Source organism: Isoptericola sp. b408, from assembly GCF_030588085.1.
Classification (GTDB): Bacteria; Actinomycetota; Actinomycetes; order Actinomycetales; family Cellulomonadaceae; genus Isoptericola; species Isoptericola sediminis.
In genome coordinates, this window is the sequence record NZ_JAUQYQ010000004.1 from 411,310 (window position 1) to 426,688 (window position 15,379).

15 protein-coding genes are annotated in these 15,379 nt (G+C 73.6%); 7 read left to right on the plus strand and 8 right to left on the minus strand.

Features of this window, described 5'->3' with window-relative positions; genetic code table 11:
• Positions 1–2: 2 nt before the first annotated feature.
• Both Q6347_RS13395 and Q6347_RS13400 read right to left on the minus strand, forming a co-directional pair.
• Positions 3–875, minus strand: coding sequence for an ABC transporter permease subunit (locus Q6347_RS13395; RefSeq protein ID WP_304607611.1), 873 nt, complete (start codon positions 873–875; stop codon positions 3–5).
• Positions 875–1,786: an ABC transporter ATP-binding protein gene (locus Q6347_RS13400; RefSeq protein WP_304603252.1), complete on the minus strand. Its 912-nt coding sequence runs from the start codon at positions 1,784–1,786 to the stop codon at positions 875–877. Before Q6347_RS13400 ends, Q6347_RS13395 begins: the two co-directional genes overlap by 1 nt.
• A gap of 184 nt (positions 1,787–1,970) precedes the next feature.
• Here Q6347_RS13400 and Q6347_RS13405 point away from each other — a divergent pair, with 184 nt between their 5' ends.
• On the plus strand, positions 1,971–2,798 hold the full coding sequence (locus Q6347_RS13405; protein ID WP_304603253.1) for a Bax inhibitor-1/YccA family protein: 828 nt from the start codon (positions 1,971–1,973) through the stop codon (positions 2,796–2,798).
• Positions 2,799–3,081: 283 nt separating this feature from the next.
• Here Q6347_RS13405 and Q6347_RS13410 read toward each other — a convergent pair whose 3' ends face one another.
• The gene (locus Q6347_RS13410; RefSeq protein WP_304603254.1) at positions 3,082–4,998 is read right to left on the minus strand and encodes a glycoside hydrolase family 15 protein; all 1,917 of its coding nucleotides are present in this window, start codon (positions 4,996–4,998) and stop codon (positions 3,082–3,084) included.
• Between the two features lie 274 nt (positions 4,999–5,272).
• Between Q6347_RS13410 and Q6347_RS13415 the strand changes: the two genes are divergently transcribed.
• From Q6347_RS13415 to Q6347_RS13425, 3 genes are all read left to right on the plus strand, one after another.
• The gene (locus tag Q6347_RS13415; protein ID WP_304603255.1) at positions 5,273–5,695 is read left to right on the plus strand and encodes a YciI family protein; all 423 of its coding nucleotides are present in this window, start codon (positions 5,273–5,275) and stop codon (positions 5,693–5,695) included.
• A 32-nt stretch (positions 5,696–5,727) separates the two neighbouring features.
• The gene (locus Q6347_RS13420; protein ID WP_304607612.1) at positions 5,728–7,065 is read left to right on the plus strand and encodes an RNA polymerase sigma factor; all 1,338 of its coding nucleotides are present in this window, start codon (positions 5,728–5,730) and stop codon (positions 7,063–7,065) included.
• A 68-nt stretch (positions 7,066–7,133) separates the two neighbouring features.
• A complete protein-coding gene (locus tag Q6347_RS13425) occupies positions 7,134–7,535 on the plus strand; it encodes an FKBP-type peptidyl-prolyl cis-trans isomerase (protein WP_304603256.1) in 402 nt (133 codons plus the stop codon).
• Positions 7,536–7,668: 133 nt separating this feature from the next.
• Here Q6347_RS13425 and Q6347_RS13430 read toward each other — a convergent pair whose 3' ends face one another.
• Positions 7,669–8,889, minus strand: a complete 1,221-nt coding sequence (locus Q6347_RS13430; protein WP_304603257.1) for a methyltransferase — start codon at positions 8,887–8,889, stop codon at positions 7,669–7,671.
• Between the two features lie 23 nt (positions 8,890–8,912).
• Between Q6347_RS13430 and Q6347_RS13435 the strand changes: the two genes are divergently transcribed.
• Positions 8,913–9,236 (plus strand): SelT/SelW/SelH family protein, encoded by a 324-nt coding sequence (locus tag Q6347_RS13435; protein WP_304603258.1) that lies wholly within the window; start codon positions 8,913–8,915, stop codon positions 9,234–9,236.
• Here Q6347_RS13435 and Q6347_RS13440 read toward each other — a convergent pair whose 3' ends face one another.
• The gene (locus Q6347_RS13440) at positions 9,237–9,620 is read right to left on the minus strand and encodes a DUF5997 family protein (protein ID WP_171246976.1); all 384 of its coding nucleotides are present in this window, start codon (positions 9,618–9,620) and stop codon (positions 9,237–9,239) included. It abuts the gene before it with no gap.
• Positions 9,621–9,672: 52 nt separating this feature from the next.
• Here Q6347_RS13440 and Q6347_RS13445 point away from each other — a divergent pair, with 52 nt between their 5' ends.
• Positions 9,673–10,563, plus strand: a complete 891-nt coding sequence (locus Q6347_RS13445; RefSeq protein ID WP_304607613.1) for a LysR substrate-binding domain-containing protein — start codon at positions 9,673–9,675, stop codon at positions 10,561–10,563.
• Between the two features lie 3 nt (positions 10,564–10,566).
• On the opposite strand, the gene Q6347_RS13450 is transcribed toward Q6347_RS13445, so the two are convergent.
• The 3 genes from Q6347_RS13450 to Q6347_RS13460 all read right to left on the minus strand — a co-directional run bounded on the left by Q6347_RS13450 (position 10,567) and on the right by Q6347_RS13460 (position 14,642).
• Positions 10,567–12,144 carry an ATP-dependent DNA ligase gene (locus Q6347_RS13450; RefSeq protein WP_304607614.1) on the minus strand — a complete coding sequence of 526 codons (1,578 nt, stop codon included), beginning with the start codon at positions 12,142–12,144 and terminating at the stop codon, positions 10,567–10,569.
• Between the two features lie 88 nt (positions 12,145–12,232).
• Positions 12,233–12,904: a peptide-methionine (S)-S-oxide reductase MsrA gene (gene msrA / locus Q6347_RS13455; RefSeq protein WP_304607615.1), complete on the minus strand. Its 672-nt coding sequence runs from the start codon at positions 12,902–12,904 to the stop codon at positions 12,233–12,235.
• A 148-nt stretch (positions 12,905–13,052) separates the two neighbouring features.
• Positions 13,053–14,642 carry a Na+/H+ antiporter gene (locus tag Q6347_RS13460; protein ID WP_304607616.1) on the minus strand — a complete coding sequence of 530 codons (1,590 nt, stop codon included), beginning with the start codon at positions 14,640–14,642 and terminating at the stop codon, positions 13,053–13,055.
• A gap of 112 nt (positions 14,643–14,754) precedes the next feature.
• Between Q6347_RS13460 and Q6347_RS13465 the strand changes: the two genes are divergently transcribed.
• Positions 14,755–15,366, plus strand: coding sequence for a YdeI family protein (locus tag Q6347_RS13465; RefSeq protein ID WP_304603267.1), 612 nt, complete (start codon positions 14,755–14,757; stop codon positions 15,364–15,366).
• The last annotated feature ends 13 nt before the right edge of the window (positions 15,367–15,379 follow it).

Genomic DNA, 15,379 nt, shown 5'->3' on the forward strand with positions numbered 1-15,379 from the left:
GGTCAGGCGTCGCGGCGCCGCCACGCGACGCCTGCCGCGACCAGCAGCGCGACCGTGTACCCCGCCAGGACGCCGTACCCGACCCACGGCTCCAGCAGCGTGGGCGGGGTGACACCGGTCGAGATGATCCGCTCCCCGGCGACCGAGGGCAGCAGCTTGTTGACCCATTCGGCCCAGACGGCGTCCGACGCCGAGACCACGATCTGGAAGATGATCGGCAGCACGAAGAACAGCGCCACGAGAGTGAAGATCGCTCCGGCCGTGTGCCGCAGCAGCGCGCCGACGGCCAGGGAGAACGCCGCCACCGTGGCGAGGTAGAGGACGCAGCCCACCAGCGCACGGACCTGGTCCGCATCGGACAGGTCGACCGGGAGCCCCGCGGAGTCCAGGATCGGCATCGTGACCAGCACGGCCACGCCCAGGGCGAGCGAGATCACGACGACGGTCGCCGAGACGACCACCACGAGCTTGGCCCACAGCGCGGGCAACCGGTGCGGCACGGCGGAGAACGTCGCGCGGATCATCCCGGTCGAGTACTCGTTCGTGACGGTCAGCGCGGCCAGCACCGCCACGGCGAGCTGGGCGAACGAGTAGCCGAGCGTGACCGCCGTCGTCCCCGTCAGGCCCAGGGCCTGCAGCCCCGGGTCGGAGGACATGCCCTCCTGCATCTCGGGTTCGGTCGAGGCGGTGTTCAGCAGGGACGCCATCATCAGGGCGAACCCCACCATGAGCAGGGCCGTGATCAGCACCGTCCAGACCGTCGAGCGCAGCGACCTGAACTTGATCCATTCCGAGCGCAGCGCACCGACGAACGAGACGGGCCGCACGGGCACCCGGGAGGTCGGTGCGGCGGGGGAGGCGGCGGTCGCGGTCATCAGGAGACCTCCTCGGCGTGGTACTCGACGGCGTCCGAGGTCAGCGACAGGTAGGCGTCCTCCAGCGTGGAGGAGACCGGCGTCAGCTCGTGCAGCACGAATCCTTCGGCGGCGGCGAGCTCGCCGATGCGTGCGGCCTCCGTCCCGGCGACGTCCAGTCCGCCGTCCTCGGACGCCGTGACCTGGGCGCCCGCCCGGCGCAACGCCTCCGCCAGGGCCGTGGGCTCCGGGGTGCGTACCCGGACGCGGCGACGGGCGGCGTCGTCCAGCAGCTCGGCGACGGACGTGTCGGCGAGGATCCGGCCCCGTCCGATGACCAGGACGTGGTCGGCCGTCTGGGCGACCTCGCTCATCAGGTGGCTGGACAGGAAGACCGTGCGTCCCTCCGCGGCGAGCCGGCGCGCGAGGTGGCGCACCCACAGCACGCCCTCCGGGTCCAGCCCGTTGACGGGCTCGTCGAGGATGAGCGTGCGGGGGTCGCCGAGCAGCGCCGCCGCGATGCCGAGCCGCTGCCCCATCCCGAGCGAGAACCCGCCGACCCGCTTGCGCGCGACGTCCGTCAGGCCGGTGAGGTCGATCACCTCGTCGACGCGGGAGTCCGGGATGGCGTGCGTCGCGGCCAGCGCCTGCAGGTGACGCCGTGCGGTGCGTCCCGGGTGCACGGCCTTGGCCTCCAGCAGGGCGCCGACCTCCGCCAGGGGGCGTGCGTGGTCGGCGTAGGGGCGTCCGTTGACGGTCACCGTGCCCGCGGTCGGTCGGTCCAGGCCCATGACCAGCCGCATCGTCGTCGACTTGCCGGCACCGTTCGGGCCGAGGAACCCGGTGACGACGCCGGGGCGCACGGTGAAGGAGATGTCGTCGACGGCGAGCTTGTCGCCGTACCTCTTCGAGAGGCCTCGTGCCTCGATCATGGGCGCCACTCCTTCGTCGGACGCTGCACGCCGCTGGTCCCGAGCCTAGCGCCGGGACGCCGCCGAGGGCGGGAACGTGTGACAGGGTCCGCGCGTTGCCTAGGATGAGTGTCACGGCCAGCGACCCGGCACTGCGCGCGACAACCCGTCGTGCGCATCCGGCAGCCGCGACCAGGAGGAGTTCATGAGCAACCCCGTCTTCTCGAACAGCGACGTCTTCGGCGAGCCGCGCCGCACCGGGCGTGGCGGAGCCGCCACGGCCGCACGCCCGGCGCAGTACGGCGCCTACGGCGCACAGGCCGCCGACGCCGCGTCCCTGCAGAACATGTACGAGGCGCCGTCCGCGACCCCCGTGGACACGCAGCGCCTGACCTACACCGACGTCATCATGAAGACCGGCGGGCTGCTCGCGCTGCTGGTCGTCGTGGCGGCGGCGACCTGGTCGATCGCGCCCGAACTGTGGATCGGCGGCATGATCGTCGGTCTCGTGCTCGGCCTGGTCAACGCCTTCAAGAAGAACCCGAGCCCCGTGCTCATCACGCTGTACGCCGCCGCGCAGGGTGTGTTCCTGGGCGGGATCTCGAAGTTCTACGAGTCGTGGCAGGACGGCGTGGTCCTCCAGGCGGTGCTGGCGACGCTGTCGGTGTTCGCCGTGGCGCTGTTCCTGTACAGCTCCGGCAAGGTGCGCGTCACCCCGAAGTTCACGCGCTTCCTGCTCATCGGCATGGTGGGCTACCTCGTGTTCTCCCTGGTCAACGTGGTCCTGGTCTGGACCGGCGTCCTCGAGGGCTGGGGCATGCGGGGCGGCACGATGGGCATCGTCGTCGGCATCATCGCCGTGGTCCTGGCCTCGATGTCGCTGATCATGGACTTCGACTTCATCAAGCGCGGTGTCGAGCAGGGCGTCCCGGCGAAGTTCGCCTGGTCGGCGGCCTTCGGCCTCATCGTCACGCTCGTCTGGCTGTACCTGGAGCTGCTGCGCCTGCTGGCGATCTTCAACAGCGGCGACTGACGACTCCTCGCCGGCCCGCACCGGCGCGCTGAACGTCCGACGGCCGGGCACCCTGCACAGGGTGCCCGGCCGTCGTCGTCCCACCTCCGCGAGTCAGTACGGATCGGGCCGGGTCAGTACGGATCGGGCCGAGTCAGTACGGATCGGGCCGAGTCAGGACGCGGGTCCGGGCGCGAACCCGTCGCTCGGCGGGTTGACTCGCCGCAGACCGCCCTGACCCGCGGGAGATCGTCCTGACCCGCGGGGGATCGGCCTGACTCGCCGGGGATCGTCCTGACCCGCGTCAGGCGCGGCTGGGGGTGCGGAACGCCCGGTGGTCGCCCGGGTCGTCCTCCGCGCGGATCACGTGCATGACAGCGTTGATCAGGGCCAGGTGCGTGAACGCCTGCGGGAAGTTACCCAGGTGCCGTCCCGTGCGCGGGTCGAGCTCCTCCGCGTACAGGTTCAGCGACGACCCGAAGGACAGCAGCCGTTCGCACAGCGTGCGGGCCTCGTCGATCTCGCCGATCTCGCACAGGGCCGAGACCAGCCAGAACGAGCAGATCGTGAAGGTGCCCTCGTCGCCGTCCATGCCGTCATCGGTGTCGTCGGTGCGGTAGCGCAGGACCAGTCCGTCCTCGGTGAGCTCCTCGGCGATCGCGCGCACGGTGGCGCGGACACGCTCGTCGTCCGGGGGCAGGAAGCGCAGCAGCGGCACCAGCAGCAGCGAGGCGTCCAGCGAGTCGTCGCCGTAGCGCTGGGTGAACACGCCGCGCTCGTCCACCCCCTTGGAGCAGATGTCGGCGTGGATCTCGTCGGCCAGCTTCTGCCACTGCTCGGCGAAGTCCGGCTCGTCGTACAGCCGGGCCAGGCGGGCACCGCGGTCGAGGGCCACCCAGCACATGAGCTTGGAGGAGGTGAAGTGCTGCGGCTGGCCGCGCACCTCCCAGATCCCTCGGTCGGGCAGGTGCCAGTGCTTGGCGGCCTCCTCGACCTGCCGCTTGAGCACCGGCCACAACGCCTCCGGCAGCTGCTCCCGGTTGCGGGTGTGCAGGTAGACCGAGTCCAGCACGGCGCCCCAGACGTCGTGCTGGCTCTGGTCGTACGCGGCGTTGCCCACCCGGACGGGTTGCGCCCCCTCGTATCCCGTCAGGTGGGTGAGCTCGGTCTCCTTGAGCTCCTCCTCGCCGTCGACGCCGTACATGATCTGGAGCTGCTTGTTGTCCTGACAGGCGTCCTGGATGAAGGCGAAGAAGTCGTTCGCCTCCCGGTCGAGCCCGAGCGTGTACAGGCCCCACAGGGCGAACGTCGAGTCGCGGATCCAGGCGTACCGGTAGTCCCAGTTGCGCTCGCCGCCGGGGGTCTCCGGCAGGGACGTCGTCGCGGCGGCCAGCAGCGCGCCGGAGGGGGCGTAGGTCAGACCCTTGAGAGTGAGTGCCGAGCGCTGCAGGTAGATGCGCCAGGGATGGTCGGGGAAGAAGCCCTGGGTGATCCAGTCGCGCCAGAACTGCTCGGTCCGCCACATCTTCTCGGCGGCCTCGTCGAACGACGTGGGCGCCGGCAGCGGTGACCAGGCCAGAGCGACGAAGTGGGTGTCGCCCTCCTCCATCCGGGTGCGTGCCTGGGCACGACGGCCCTCGAGCCCGAACCGCAGGCTGGAGCTGAGGCGCAGGTCCGGGTTCGCGTCGCCGGTCCGGGCGGTGACGGAGGAGTAGCCCTCGTCGACGTACTCCCAGTCCGGCTCGTAGCGCGCGTAGTCCGACATCGGCGAGCACACGACCTCGAGGTCGACCTTGCCGGAGACGCACTTCACGGTGCGCAGCAGCACGTGCTCGGCGTCGTGGTCGGTCGGCGTGCGCCGGTGCGTCTGCGACCGCTCGTGCAGGTTGTGCCACGGTCCCATGACCATCGCGTCGCGCACGACCAGCCAGCCGGTGCTCGTCTGCCACGTGGTCTCGAGGATCAGGGTGCCGGGGATGTAGCGGCGCGCCACGGGGACGCGCACCCCGTGCGGCCCGACCCGGAAGTGGCCGGCCCCGCGGTCGAGCAGGGAGGTGAAGACGCTGGGGGAGTCGGGGCGTGGAACACACATCCACTCGACCGCTCCGCTCGGCGCCACGAGGGCGTTCGTCTCGCAGTCGGACAGGAAGGCGTACTCCGCGATCGCGGGGAACGTGCTGCGTCCGTCTGTCGGCGGTGGTGCCTGGGCATCGAGCGTCATGGACCCAGAGTGCGTCGCCCCGGGGGCGGTGCGCCACTTCCCCCTGTGCTGGAGCGAGAAGATTCACACAGTTGTGACGTGTCGGAAAGACGTTTCCGGCGGGCTCCCGGAGCCCGGAGTCTGCGGAACCAGGCCCGTGAACTGCGGCGATGCGGCGCGATCGGAAGAATCGTCGCCGATCTGCCGTGCCGTGTCGATCCTGGGGTGTCCCGTTCGACCTGGGGGGTGAGAAGGTCTCGGACAAGAGGCCCGGACATCGGAGGAGATGAGGGACATGACCAAGTACATGCTGATCATGCGCGGCACCGACGAAGGTCGGGCGGACTTCGAGGAGATGGACTTCTCGGAGGTCATCGCCGCCATGGGGCGCTACAACGAGTCGATGATGGACGCCGGTGTGCTCGTCGCCGGCGAGGGGCTCGCCGACGCCTCCGAGGGTGCCGTCGTCGACTTCTCCACCGAGACCCCCGTCGTCACCGACGGCCCGTACGGGGAGACCAAGGAGCTGTTCAACGGCTTCTGGATCCTCGACGTCGCGGACGTCGCCGAGGCGGTCGAGTGGGCCAAGCGGGCCCCGCTGAGCGGCCCGGGCACGAAGCTCGAGGTCCGTCGGGTGACCGGCGAGGAGGACTTCCCGGCCGACGACGAGTGGATCCAGAAGGAGAAGGAGTGGCGTCGCCGGCTCGGGACGAAGTGAGCCGTCCGCTCGGGGACGAGGGCGGTGCTCCGGTGCCCGACGACGGTCCTCCGGACGCGCGCCGCGGTGTCGGGGCCGACGGGGGTCCCGACACCGCGCGGCGCGCCGTCGAGGCGACGTGGCGCATCGACGCGCCACGGATCGTCGGTGCCCTGGCCCGGTACACGGGTGACTTCGCGCTCGCCGAGGACGTCGCCCAGGAGGCGCTCGCCGAGGCCCTGGTCGCCTGGCCGCGCGACGGCCGCCCCCGCGACCCCACGGCGTGGCTGCTCACCACCGCTCGTCGCCGTGCGATCGACGCGTTCCGCCGTCGTGCCGGGCGTGACGAGCGGTACGCCGTGCTCGGGCACGAGCTCGGCGAGGGGGAGGCGCACGCCGGGGCCGCGCCGTCGGGCGACGAGGAGCCGGACCTGCTGTGGGACCCGGACCGGATCGAGGACGACCGGCTCGCGCTGATCTTCACGGCCTGCCACCCGGTGCTGTCCACGGAGGCGCGCGTGGCGCTGACCCTGCGCGTCGTCGGCGGACTGTCCAGCGACGAGATCGCCCGGGCGTTCCTGCTGCCCCGGGCGACGGTCCAGGCGCGCATCACCCGGGCCAAGAAGACGCTGGCGGCGGCCCGGGTGCCCTTCGAGGTGCCGCCCGCCGCGGACCGCACCGAGCGCCTGGGCTCCGTGCTCAGCGTGGTGTACCTGATCTTCACCGAAGGCTCCACGGCGTCGGCCGGGGAGGACTGGATCCGCACCGACCTCGCCCGCGAGGCGATCCGGCTCGCCCGGGTCCTGGAACGTCTGGTCCCCGACGAGCCCGAGGCGTCCGGGCTGCTGGCCCTGCTCGAGCTGACGGCCGCGCGGTTCCCGGCCCGCACCGGCCCGGGCGGGGAGCCGGTGCTGCTGGCCGACCAGGACCGTCGTCGCTGGGACGCCGGGGCGATCCGGCGCGGCCGGGCCGCACTGGTCCGGGCGGCCGGAGCCGGGCGGGGTCTGGGTCCCTACGGTCTGCAGGCCGCGATCGCGGAGCAGCACGACACGGCGCCGTCCGTCGACGCCACCGACTGGGACCGCATCGTCGTCCTCTACGAGGCCCTGGGCCGCGTGGCGCCCTCCCCGGTCGTCGAGCTCAACCGGGCCGTGGCGGTGTCGATGGCGTCCGGGCCGGCCGCCGCGCTGGAGATCGTGGACGACCTCGCCGCCCGCGAGGTGCTCACCGGGACCTACCTGCTGCCCAGCGTCCGCGGCGAGCTGCTGACGCGCCTCGGCCGGCGGGCGGAGGCGCGGGCCGAGCTGGAGCTGGCCGCCCGGCTGTGCGGCAACGATCGCGAACGGGGAGTGCTGGAGGCCAAGGCCGCGGCGTTGGACGGGCCGTCGTAGGCTGAACCGTGACTCGCCGACCGGCGCACCGCCGTCGGCTCCCCTGCACCCGACCGTGAGGTACCACCATGACCACGCTGCCCACCGCCACCGGTTCCTTCGGCGACAAGCCGCAGATCACCTTCCCCGAGGGCGACGCCCCCGCCGGCCTGCAGGTCCAGGTGCTCGAGGAGGGCTCCGGCCCCGTCGTCGACGGCGGCCGCACCATCGTCGTCAACTACTACGGCCAGACCTGGGGCGGGGAGATGTTCGACAACTCCTGGGACCGCGGGCAGACCATCGACTTCCCGATCGGCGTCGGCGCCGTCATCGGCGGCTGGGACAAGGGCCTCGTCGGCCGCAACGTCGGCGACCGCGTCCTGCTGTCCATCCCGTCCGAGCACGGCTACGGCCAGCGCGGCGTGCCGCAGGCCGGCATCCCCGGCGGCGCGACCCTGGTGTTCGTCGTGGACGTCGTCGACGTCAAGTGAGCTGATTCCTGCGGTGCGGGGAGGCCCGTGCCCGGTCGCGTTCACGGTCGCTGCGCGACCTCCACTTCGGGTGTGACGACCGGGCACGGGCCTCCCCGCACCACCGTGCGACGACAGAGCGCGGGGTCGCGCCTCAGGGCTTGCGGGAGCGGGTGACCGTGAAGCGCGGGTCCTGGGCGACGTGGTCCGTGGGGCCGACCGCGCGCCCGATGGACCCGCGGTAGCGCAGCCGCGTGTTGTACACGCACCACAGCTCCCCGCCCGGACGCAGGATCCGGCCCGCCGTGGCGAACATGCGGTACGCCGCCTCCGTGCTCATCGCGGCACGGTCGTGGAAGGGCGGGTTGAGCAGCACGACGTCGGCGCTCTCGTCCGGCAGGCCGGCCCCGGCGTCGTCCCGGGTGACCACGCCCGTCACGCCGTTGGCCGCCAGGGTCTCGCGCGCCGACGACACCGCGGCGGCCGACCGGTCGGTCGCCACGACCCGCGCCTGCGGGTAGCGGTGGGCGAGCACCACCGACAGCAGCCCGGTACCGCACCCGAGGTCGACCGCGTCGTGCACGCGCGCGGCGGCGGGCCAGTACCCGGCGGTGCTCAGCAGGAACCGGCTGCCGTGGTCCAGGGCCGCCCCCGCGAAGGTGCCGCCGTGCGCCACGACCTCGATCCGGTCGGGGGCCGCGCCGCCGTCGGTCGGGGACGCCGCCGCGAGCAGCTCGGGGTCGGTCAGGCTCTCGTGGACCGGGTACAGCGGGTCGGCCGTCCGGGCCTCCGGGCGCGGGCGGGACGCCACCAGGGCGCGGGACTTGCTGCGCGCCAGGGTGGCGCGGACCTCGGTGAACCGGTCGCCGAGCACGTCGTTCATCGCGCGGGTCATGTGCTTCAGCCGCCCGCCGGCCAGCAGCGTGGCGTCGTCGGCACCGTGGCGTGCGACGGCCTCGACGGTCTCGGTGAGCTCGGCCAGGCCCTTCGGCAGCTGCAGCAGCACGATCCGGGCGCCGGCCAGCAGCGCGGTGCCCAGGGTGTCGTGGATCGTGACCCGGTCTCGGACCTCGGCCGGCTCCAGGTCGAGGTGGTGCCGCACCGCCTGCTCGGCGTCGAGGGCGTCGGTGTGCACCCGGACGTCCGGGGCTCCCAGGGCCAGGGCCCCCAGGGTGAGGGCGCCGAACCGGTCCCCGACGACGACCACGTCCCCCGGCCCGGCCCGGCCGATCGACTCCGCGGCCTCGGCGAGCAGCAGCCGGTCGGTGGCGTCCACCGCGACCGGGCCGTCGGCGCGGGTGCCGTCGTCGGGCCAGGGCACGAGGCGGTCGAGCACGGCGGTCACGGTCGGGGGCAGGTCGGCGGGGGATGTCACGGCACCGACCGTAGTCTGGGCGCATGACCGAAGCCACGTCGTCGGACGCCCGCGTGACCATCACCTACTGCACGCAGTGCCGGTGGTTGATGCGCGCGGCGTGGGTCGCCCAGGAGCTGCTGCAGACGTTCCGCACCGGGCTCGGGGAGGTCGCGCTGGTGCCGGGCACGGACGGCGTGTTCCGCGTGGAGCTGGTCCGGTCACCGGGCGAGGAGCCGATGCTGCTGTGGGACCGCAAGGCCGAGGGCGGTTTCCCGGAGATCCCGCCGCTGAAGAAGGCGGTGCGGGACGCCGTCGCGCCGGACATGGCGCTGGGGCACACCGACCGGGTCACCTCCCGCGACTGATCAGGACTCGCGCTTGCGCTCCGCGGCGACCCGCTCCTCCTCGGCGCGGACCTTCGCGGCGGTCTCGCGCTCCTGGACCAGCCACGCCGGCGGGTCCTCGCGCAGCTCGTCGATCTGCTCGGTGGTCAGCGGCTCGGTGATGCCGCCGCGCGCCAGCCCGCCGATGGAGATGCCGAGGCGGCCGGCCACGACCGGGCGCGGGTGCGGACCGTTGCGGCGCAGCTCCTCGAGCCACTCCGGCGGGTTCTGCTCGAGCTGTTCCAGCTCGGCGCGGGTGATGCCCTTCTCCTGGAACTCCGCCGGCGTGGCGGGCAGGTAGACGCCGAGGCGCTTCGCGGCGTTCGTCGGCTTGAGGACCTGCTGGGAGAAGGGTGTTCCGGCCATGCGCCCAGGGTAGTCGGGCGGGCCGCGTGCCGCCGCACGGTAACCTGGCCACGTGAGCGAGGACACCCGGCCCGAACGGCCCGACGACGCCGACCCCAGCGTGGACCCGGGCCCGCGGTTCCGCCTGGGGTTCGTCCCGGGTGCGACCCCGGGCAAGTGGGCCCGCACGTGGGAGCAGCGTCTGCCGCGCGTGCCGTTGGATCTCGTCCCGGTGGAGTCGGCCGACGCCACGACGGCGCTGCGCGAACGGACGGTGGAGGCCGCGATCGCCCGGCTGCCTGTCGACAAGGACGAGTTCCACGCCATGGCGCTGTACGACGAGGTGCCGATGGTGGTGGTCGCCCGGGACCACCTGCTGGCCGCCACCGAGGAGTCCGAGCACGTCACGCCCGCGGACCTCGCCGAGGACGTGCTCTGGGTGCCGGACGACGACGTGCTCTTCACCGGGGACGAGCCCCGGCCCGGCCGGGCGCCCGAGCCGTACGACGACGGCACCGGGACCCTGGTGACGCCGGCACCGGCCACGACGGCGGAAGCGATCGCCTGGGCCGCCACCGGCAGCGGCGTGGTGGTCGTGCCCATGTCCCTGGCGCGGCTGCACCGGCGCAAGGACGTCGTGCACCGGGTGCTCGACGAGGGGCCCGAGGCGCCGGTCGGCCTGGTCTGGCTGCGTGACGGACTGTCCGAGGAGACCGGGGAGCTCGTCGAGGAGATGGTGGGCATCGTGCGCGGCCGCACCGCCAACAGCTCGCGCGGCCGGGCGGGCGAGTCCGCGCGGGCGTCGACGAAGGCCGCTAGCGGCAAGAAGGCCTCGGCCGGGGCCGCGAAGACCTCCGGGCAGTCCGGGAGACGCGGGGGAGCGCCGGGCGCTCGCCGTGGAGCGCCCCCAGGCGGCCGCCGCGGCCGTGCCGGCGGGTCCAAGGGGCGGGGCAAGCGGCGCTGAGCCTCAGTCCTCCGGCGTCTCGGAGCCCGTGAGCAGCGCGCGCACCGCGTCGATCGTGTCGGCCTCGGCAGCGGTTTTGTCGTCGCGGTAGCGCACCACCCGGGCGAAGCGCAGGGCGACGCCGCCGGGGTAGCGGGTGGAGCGCTGGACGCCGTCGAACGCGATCTCGACGACCTGCTCGGGACGCACCTGCACGACGTACCCGTCGGTCGGCCCCTCGGCGAGCTCCGTGAAGCGCTCGGTCTGCCAGGCGAGCATCTCGTCGGTCATACCCTTGAACGTCTTGCCGAGCATGACGAACCCGCCGCTCTCCGGGTCGCGCGCCCCGAGGTGGATGTTCGACAGCCAGCCCTGACGGCGCCCCGACCCCTGCTCGACGGCGAGCACCACCAGGTCGAGGGTGTGCCGGGGCTTGACCTTGACCCAGGCGGCCCCGCGCTTGCCGGCGGCGTACGGGGCATCGAGGTCCTTGACGACGAGGCCTTCGTGGCCGGCGCCCACGACCTCGTCGAAGAACTCCTGCAGTGCCCCGGCGTCGGCGTCGACGACCCGGGGGACGACGGCGTCGGCCGGGACGGCGCGGTCGAGCGCGGCCAGGCGCTCGCGGGCCGGGGCGTCGACCAGGTCGGTCCCGTCCAGGTGCAGCAGGTCGAAGAACCGGACGGTCAGCGGCAGGCTCGACGCCGGGTCGGCCTCGTGGGTCCCGGTGCGTGACGCCGTCTCCTGGAACGGGCGGGGGCGGCCGGCCTCGTCGAGGGCGAGTGCCTCGCCGTCGAGCACGGCGGCCTCCACGTCGAGGGACCGTGCCAGGGTGACGACCTCGGGCAGCCGGTCGGTGATGTCGTCGAGCGAGCGGGTGAACACGGCGACGTCGTCGCCGGTGACGTGGACCTGGACGCGGATGCCGTCGAGCTTCACGTCCGCCGCCACGGCGGTGCCGGCGAAGCGCTCGGCGGCCGCGCCGACGTCGGGCGCTGACGACGCCAACATCGGGCGGACGGGCCGCCCGACCTGCAGCCGGAAGCTCTCCAACGCCGACGCACCTCCGGTCAACGCGGCGCGGGCGATCGGTCCGGACACCGCGGAGAACATCGCCGCGCGACGGACGGCCTTGACGGGCACGTCGGCCGCCGCGGCGATGGCGTCGAGGAGGAGCGAGTCCAGGGCGCCCTGACGGAGCTCGCCGCGCAGCAGGCCGGACAGGAACCGCTGCTCGTCGGCGGTGGCGCGGGAGAACAGCTCGGTGAAGGCCTGCGAGCGCGTCGTGTGGGAGCCCGCGCCCTCGAGGGCCTGCATCGCGGACAGGGCGGCGTCGACCTCGGCGGGGGTCAGCGTGGCGACGTCCGTCGCAGGCGGCAGGTCGGCGAGGGTCCGCCAGCCGATGCCGGTACGGCGCTGTCGTGGGCGGCCGGACAGGTAGGCGGCGACGATCTCGATCTCGTCGGCGTCGTCACCCTCCGGCGCGGTCGCGGGCGGGGGAGCGGCGTCGCGCAGGGCCGCGGCCAGCAGCTCGCGCTTGCGCAGACGGGAGCGCGTCGCGGCGACCGCGGCGTGGGTGCGGACGAGCTCGTCGAGCAGCACAGGTCGATCGTCGCAGCCGGCACCGACAGGCGCGCGGCACGACGGCCCGCCCCCTCGCCGGAGGGGACGAGCCGTCGTGGTGGTGGTCTCAGGCGGCGTCCGGGAACGGCACCCCGGTCGTCGCGTGGCAGCGGTAGCCGTGCGGGTTCTTCGCCGGGGACAGGTACTGCTGATGGTAGTCCTCGGCGTAGTAGAACGGCCCCGCCTCGGCGGCGGGCCGCATCTCGGTGGTGATCGGGTCGTAGCCCCGCGCGGCCAGCACCTCGGCGTAGCGCTCCGCCGTGGACCGGACCGCGTCGGCCTGCTCCGGCGTCGTCCAGTAGATCGCCGAGCGGTACTCGGTGCCCACGTCGTTGCCCTGGCGGTAGCCCTGCGTCGGGTCGTGCCGCTCCCAGAAGATCCGCAGCAGCTCCTCCTCGGACACCTTCGTCGGGTCGTAGGCGACCATCGTGGTCTCGGTGTGGCCGGTCCGCGCGGTGCAGACCTCCTCGTAGACGGGGTTCGGCGTCGTGCCGCCCATGTAGCCGACGGCGGTGCTCACGACCCCGGGGACCTGCCAGTAGATCTCCTCGGACCCCCAGAAACAGCCCATCGCGACGTACAGCACGCGGGTGCCGGGCTCCCACGGGCCGACGATCGAGGTGCCGAGCACGGTGTGCGGACGCGGCGCGGCCAGCACCGGCGCCTCCCGCCCGGGCAGCGCGTCCTCCGGGGCGACCATCGTCGTCTTGCCGGCGCCGAACAGGTACTCGAAGATCATGGTTCCTCCTGACTCGGGCGGGTCACTCCGCCCGATGGCGACAACGCCGGACCCGCCGTCGCTGTTCCGCCCGCTGCGGGCATGGAATCTGCAGCTCTGGACCGGTCCACGACGGCAGATCTCATGCCCACGACGCCGGGGCTCGGGGTCAGTCGAGGTCGCGCACCGCACGTGCCTCGACGTCGGCGAGCACCTCGTCCGCCACCTCGGGGCTGACCAGACCCTCGTTGCGTGCGCGGACGCAGACGTCGCGCTCCACCTCCACGGCGTCGTGCAGCAGCGCGTCGACCTGCTCGCCGTAGCGTTCCGTGCCGTCGCCCTGGGCCCGCGCCCGGGCCAGCGCCCGCTGCGCGGTCAGGTACCCCTCGTACTGCAGCGCGACCGCCTCCCTGACCGGCGCGGGGACGTCGGACCGGACGCGGACGGCCTCCAGCGCCGCCACCGTCGCGTCCTCGCGCAGCCGGGCGACCTCCGCCGCCTCGTCACCCGTGCGGCCCACGCCGAGGCGCCGGACCACCGGTGCCAGCGTGAGCCCCTGCAGCACGAGGGTCGCCAGCACCACGACCAGCCCGACGAACACCACCGTGTCCCGCATCGGGAAGTCCCCTCCGGAGTCCACGACGTGCGGCAGCGCGAGGGCGGTGGCCACCGTGACGACGCCGCGCATCCCCGCCCAGGAGACGACCGTCGTCTCCCGACGGGTGAAGGCGCCGACGCCCGCGACGTCCGCGGGTGCTCCCTTCGCCCGCGCCCGTGCCTCCATCCCGCGCTCCAGCCACAGCAGGGCGGGGAACATCCAGGCGAACCGCACCACGACCAGGACGGCCACCACCGCGAGCGCCAGCGGCAGCGCGGTCGACCAGACCGGGTCGCCGTCCAGCACGGACGTCAGCTCGAAGCCGATGAGCACGAACACGACCCCGGTGATCAGGTAGTCGGCGTAGTCCCACACGGCCCGACCGAGCAGCCAGCCCCCTGAGGTCACCGACGCGTGGGACACGGACCGCAGCACGAGCCCGAGCGTGAGGACCGCCAGCACACCCGACCCCAGCAGCTCCTCGGCCACCAGGTAGGCGGCGAACGGCAGGGCGATGGTCACGGTCGTCTCGGCGGCGGGCACGTGCAGGCGGCCGAGCACCAGGTGCCCCAGCCAGCCGCCGGCCAGTCCCACCGCGACCCCCACGACGACGGCGAGGAGCAGGTCGAGCCCGACCTCCCCGGCCGTCACGGAACCGGCCACGACGGCGGCCACGGCGACGTGGTACATCACCAGGGCGGTGGCGTCGTTGAACATGCCCTCGCCCTCGAGCACGGTCACGACCCGGCCGGGCAGGCGCAGCCGCCGGGCCACGGCGGTCGCCGCCACCGGGTCAGGCGGCGCGACGATCGCCCCCAGCACCCACGCGACCGGCCAGGGGACACCGGCGGCGTGGGCGACCACGGCGACGACGCCCGCCGAGGCGATGGTCAGCCCCACCGCGGTCAGGAGGATCGGCCGGGACTGACTGCGGAACTCCCGCACCGTCGAACGCTGCGTGGCAGCGAACAGCAGCGGCGGCAGCACCACCGGCAGGATGAGGTCGGGGGAGAGCCGCAGGGCCGGCACGGCCGGGAACAGGGGCAGCGCGAGGCCGAACAGCGTGAGCAGCACGGGCAGCGGGACGCGGACCCGGTCGGCGAGCGGGGTCAGCACGACGACCCCGGCCACGATGACTCCCCACAGGGCGACCGACGACATCTGGTGTCTCCCGGGTCGGCGACGACGGACGTGGACAGTCTGCCCGTCGCGGGACTCCGGCGCGCGAGGGCCCGCCGCCCGCGAACGCCGACGCGTCGGTACCGTGGCATCCATGGCCACCGAGCCCAGCGACCCGCTGCTCCTGCCGGACGCCGCCGCGTGGCGGGCCTGGCTCGACGCCCACGAGGACGACACCCCCGAGGGCGTCTGGGTCGTGCTCGCCCGCAAGGCCCGTCCGGCCCCCACCTCGCTGACGCGTGACGAGGCGCTCGAGGAGGCGCTGTGCAGCGGTTGGATCGACGCCCAGGCCCGCTCGCGCGACACCGACACGTCCCTGCAGCGCTACTGTCCCCGCCGTCGGCGCAGCAGCTGGTCCGCGCGCAACCGGGAGATCGTCGACCGGCTGGTCGCCCAGGGGCGGATGCGTCCCCGGGGTCAGGCGGAGGTCGACCGGGCGCGTGAGGACGGTCGGTGGGAGGCGGCGTACGGTGGTGCCGCCACCCTGGAGGTCCCGCCGGTGTGGAGCCGGGCGCTGGCGGCGAGCCCCCGGGCGACGGCCGCCTGGGAGCTCCTCACGGCGCAGAACCGCTCCGCGATCCTGCACCGGCTGGCCACGGTGGTCCGGGACGAGACCCGGGAACGCCACGCCGCTCGGTTCGTGGCCATGCTGGAGCGGGGCGAGACGCCCCACCCGCAGCGGCGAGGGACGCTCCCCGCGGAGTGACGACGGCCACCCC

Bases quoted from the DNA above. Each gene is read 5' to 3' on its own strand.
- Q6347_RS13395 (WP_304607611.1), bottom strand. From the start codon at position 875: ATGACCGCGACCGCCGCCTCCCCCGCCGCACCGACCTCCCGGGTGCCC.
- Q6347_RS13400 (WP_304603252.1), bottom strand. From the start codon at position 1,786: ATGATCGAGGCACGAGGCCTCTCGAAGAGGTACGGCGACAAGCTCGCC.
- Q6347_RS13405 (WP_304603253.1), top strand. From the start codon at position 1,971: ATGAGCAACCCCGTCTTCTCGAACAGCGACGTCTTCGGCGAGCCGCGC.
- Q6347_RS13410 (WP_304603254.1), bottom strand. From the start codon at position 4,998: ATGACGCTCGATGCCCAGGCACCACCGCCGACAGACGGACGCAGCACG.
- Q6347_RS13415 (WP_304603255.1), top strand. From the start codon at position 5,273: ATGACCAAGTACATGCTGATCATGCGCGGCACCGACGAAGGTCGGGCG.
- Q6347_RS13425 (WP_304603256.1), top strand. From the start codon at position 7,134: ATGACCACGCTGCCCACCGCCACCGGTTCCTTCGGCGACAAGCCGCAG.
- Q6347_RS13435 (WP_304603258.1), top strand. From the start codon at position 8,913: ATGACCGAAGCCACGTCGTCGGACGCCCGCGTGACCATCACCTACTGC.
- Q6347_RS13440 (WP_171246976.1), bottom strand. From the start codon at position 9,620: ATGGCCGGAACACCCTTCTCCCAGCAGGTCCTCAAGCCGACGAACGCC.
- msrA (WP_304607615.1), bottom strand. From the start codon at position 12,904: ATGATCTTCGAGTACCTGTTCGGCGCCGGCAAGACGACGATGGTCGCC.
- Q6347_RS13460 (WP_304607616.1), bottom strand. From the start codon at position 14,642: ATGTCGTCGGTCGCCCTGTGGGGAGTCATCGTGGCCGGGGTCGTCGTG.
- Q6347_RS13465 (WP_304603267.1), top strand. From the start codon at position 14,755: ATGGCCACCGAGCCCAGCGACCCGCTGCTCCTGCCGGACGCCGCCGCG.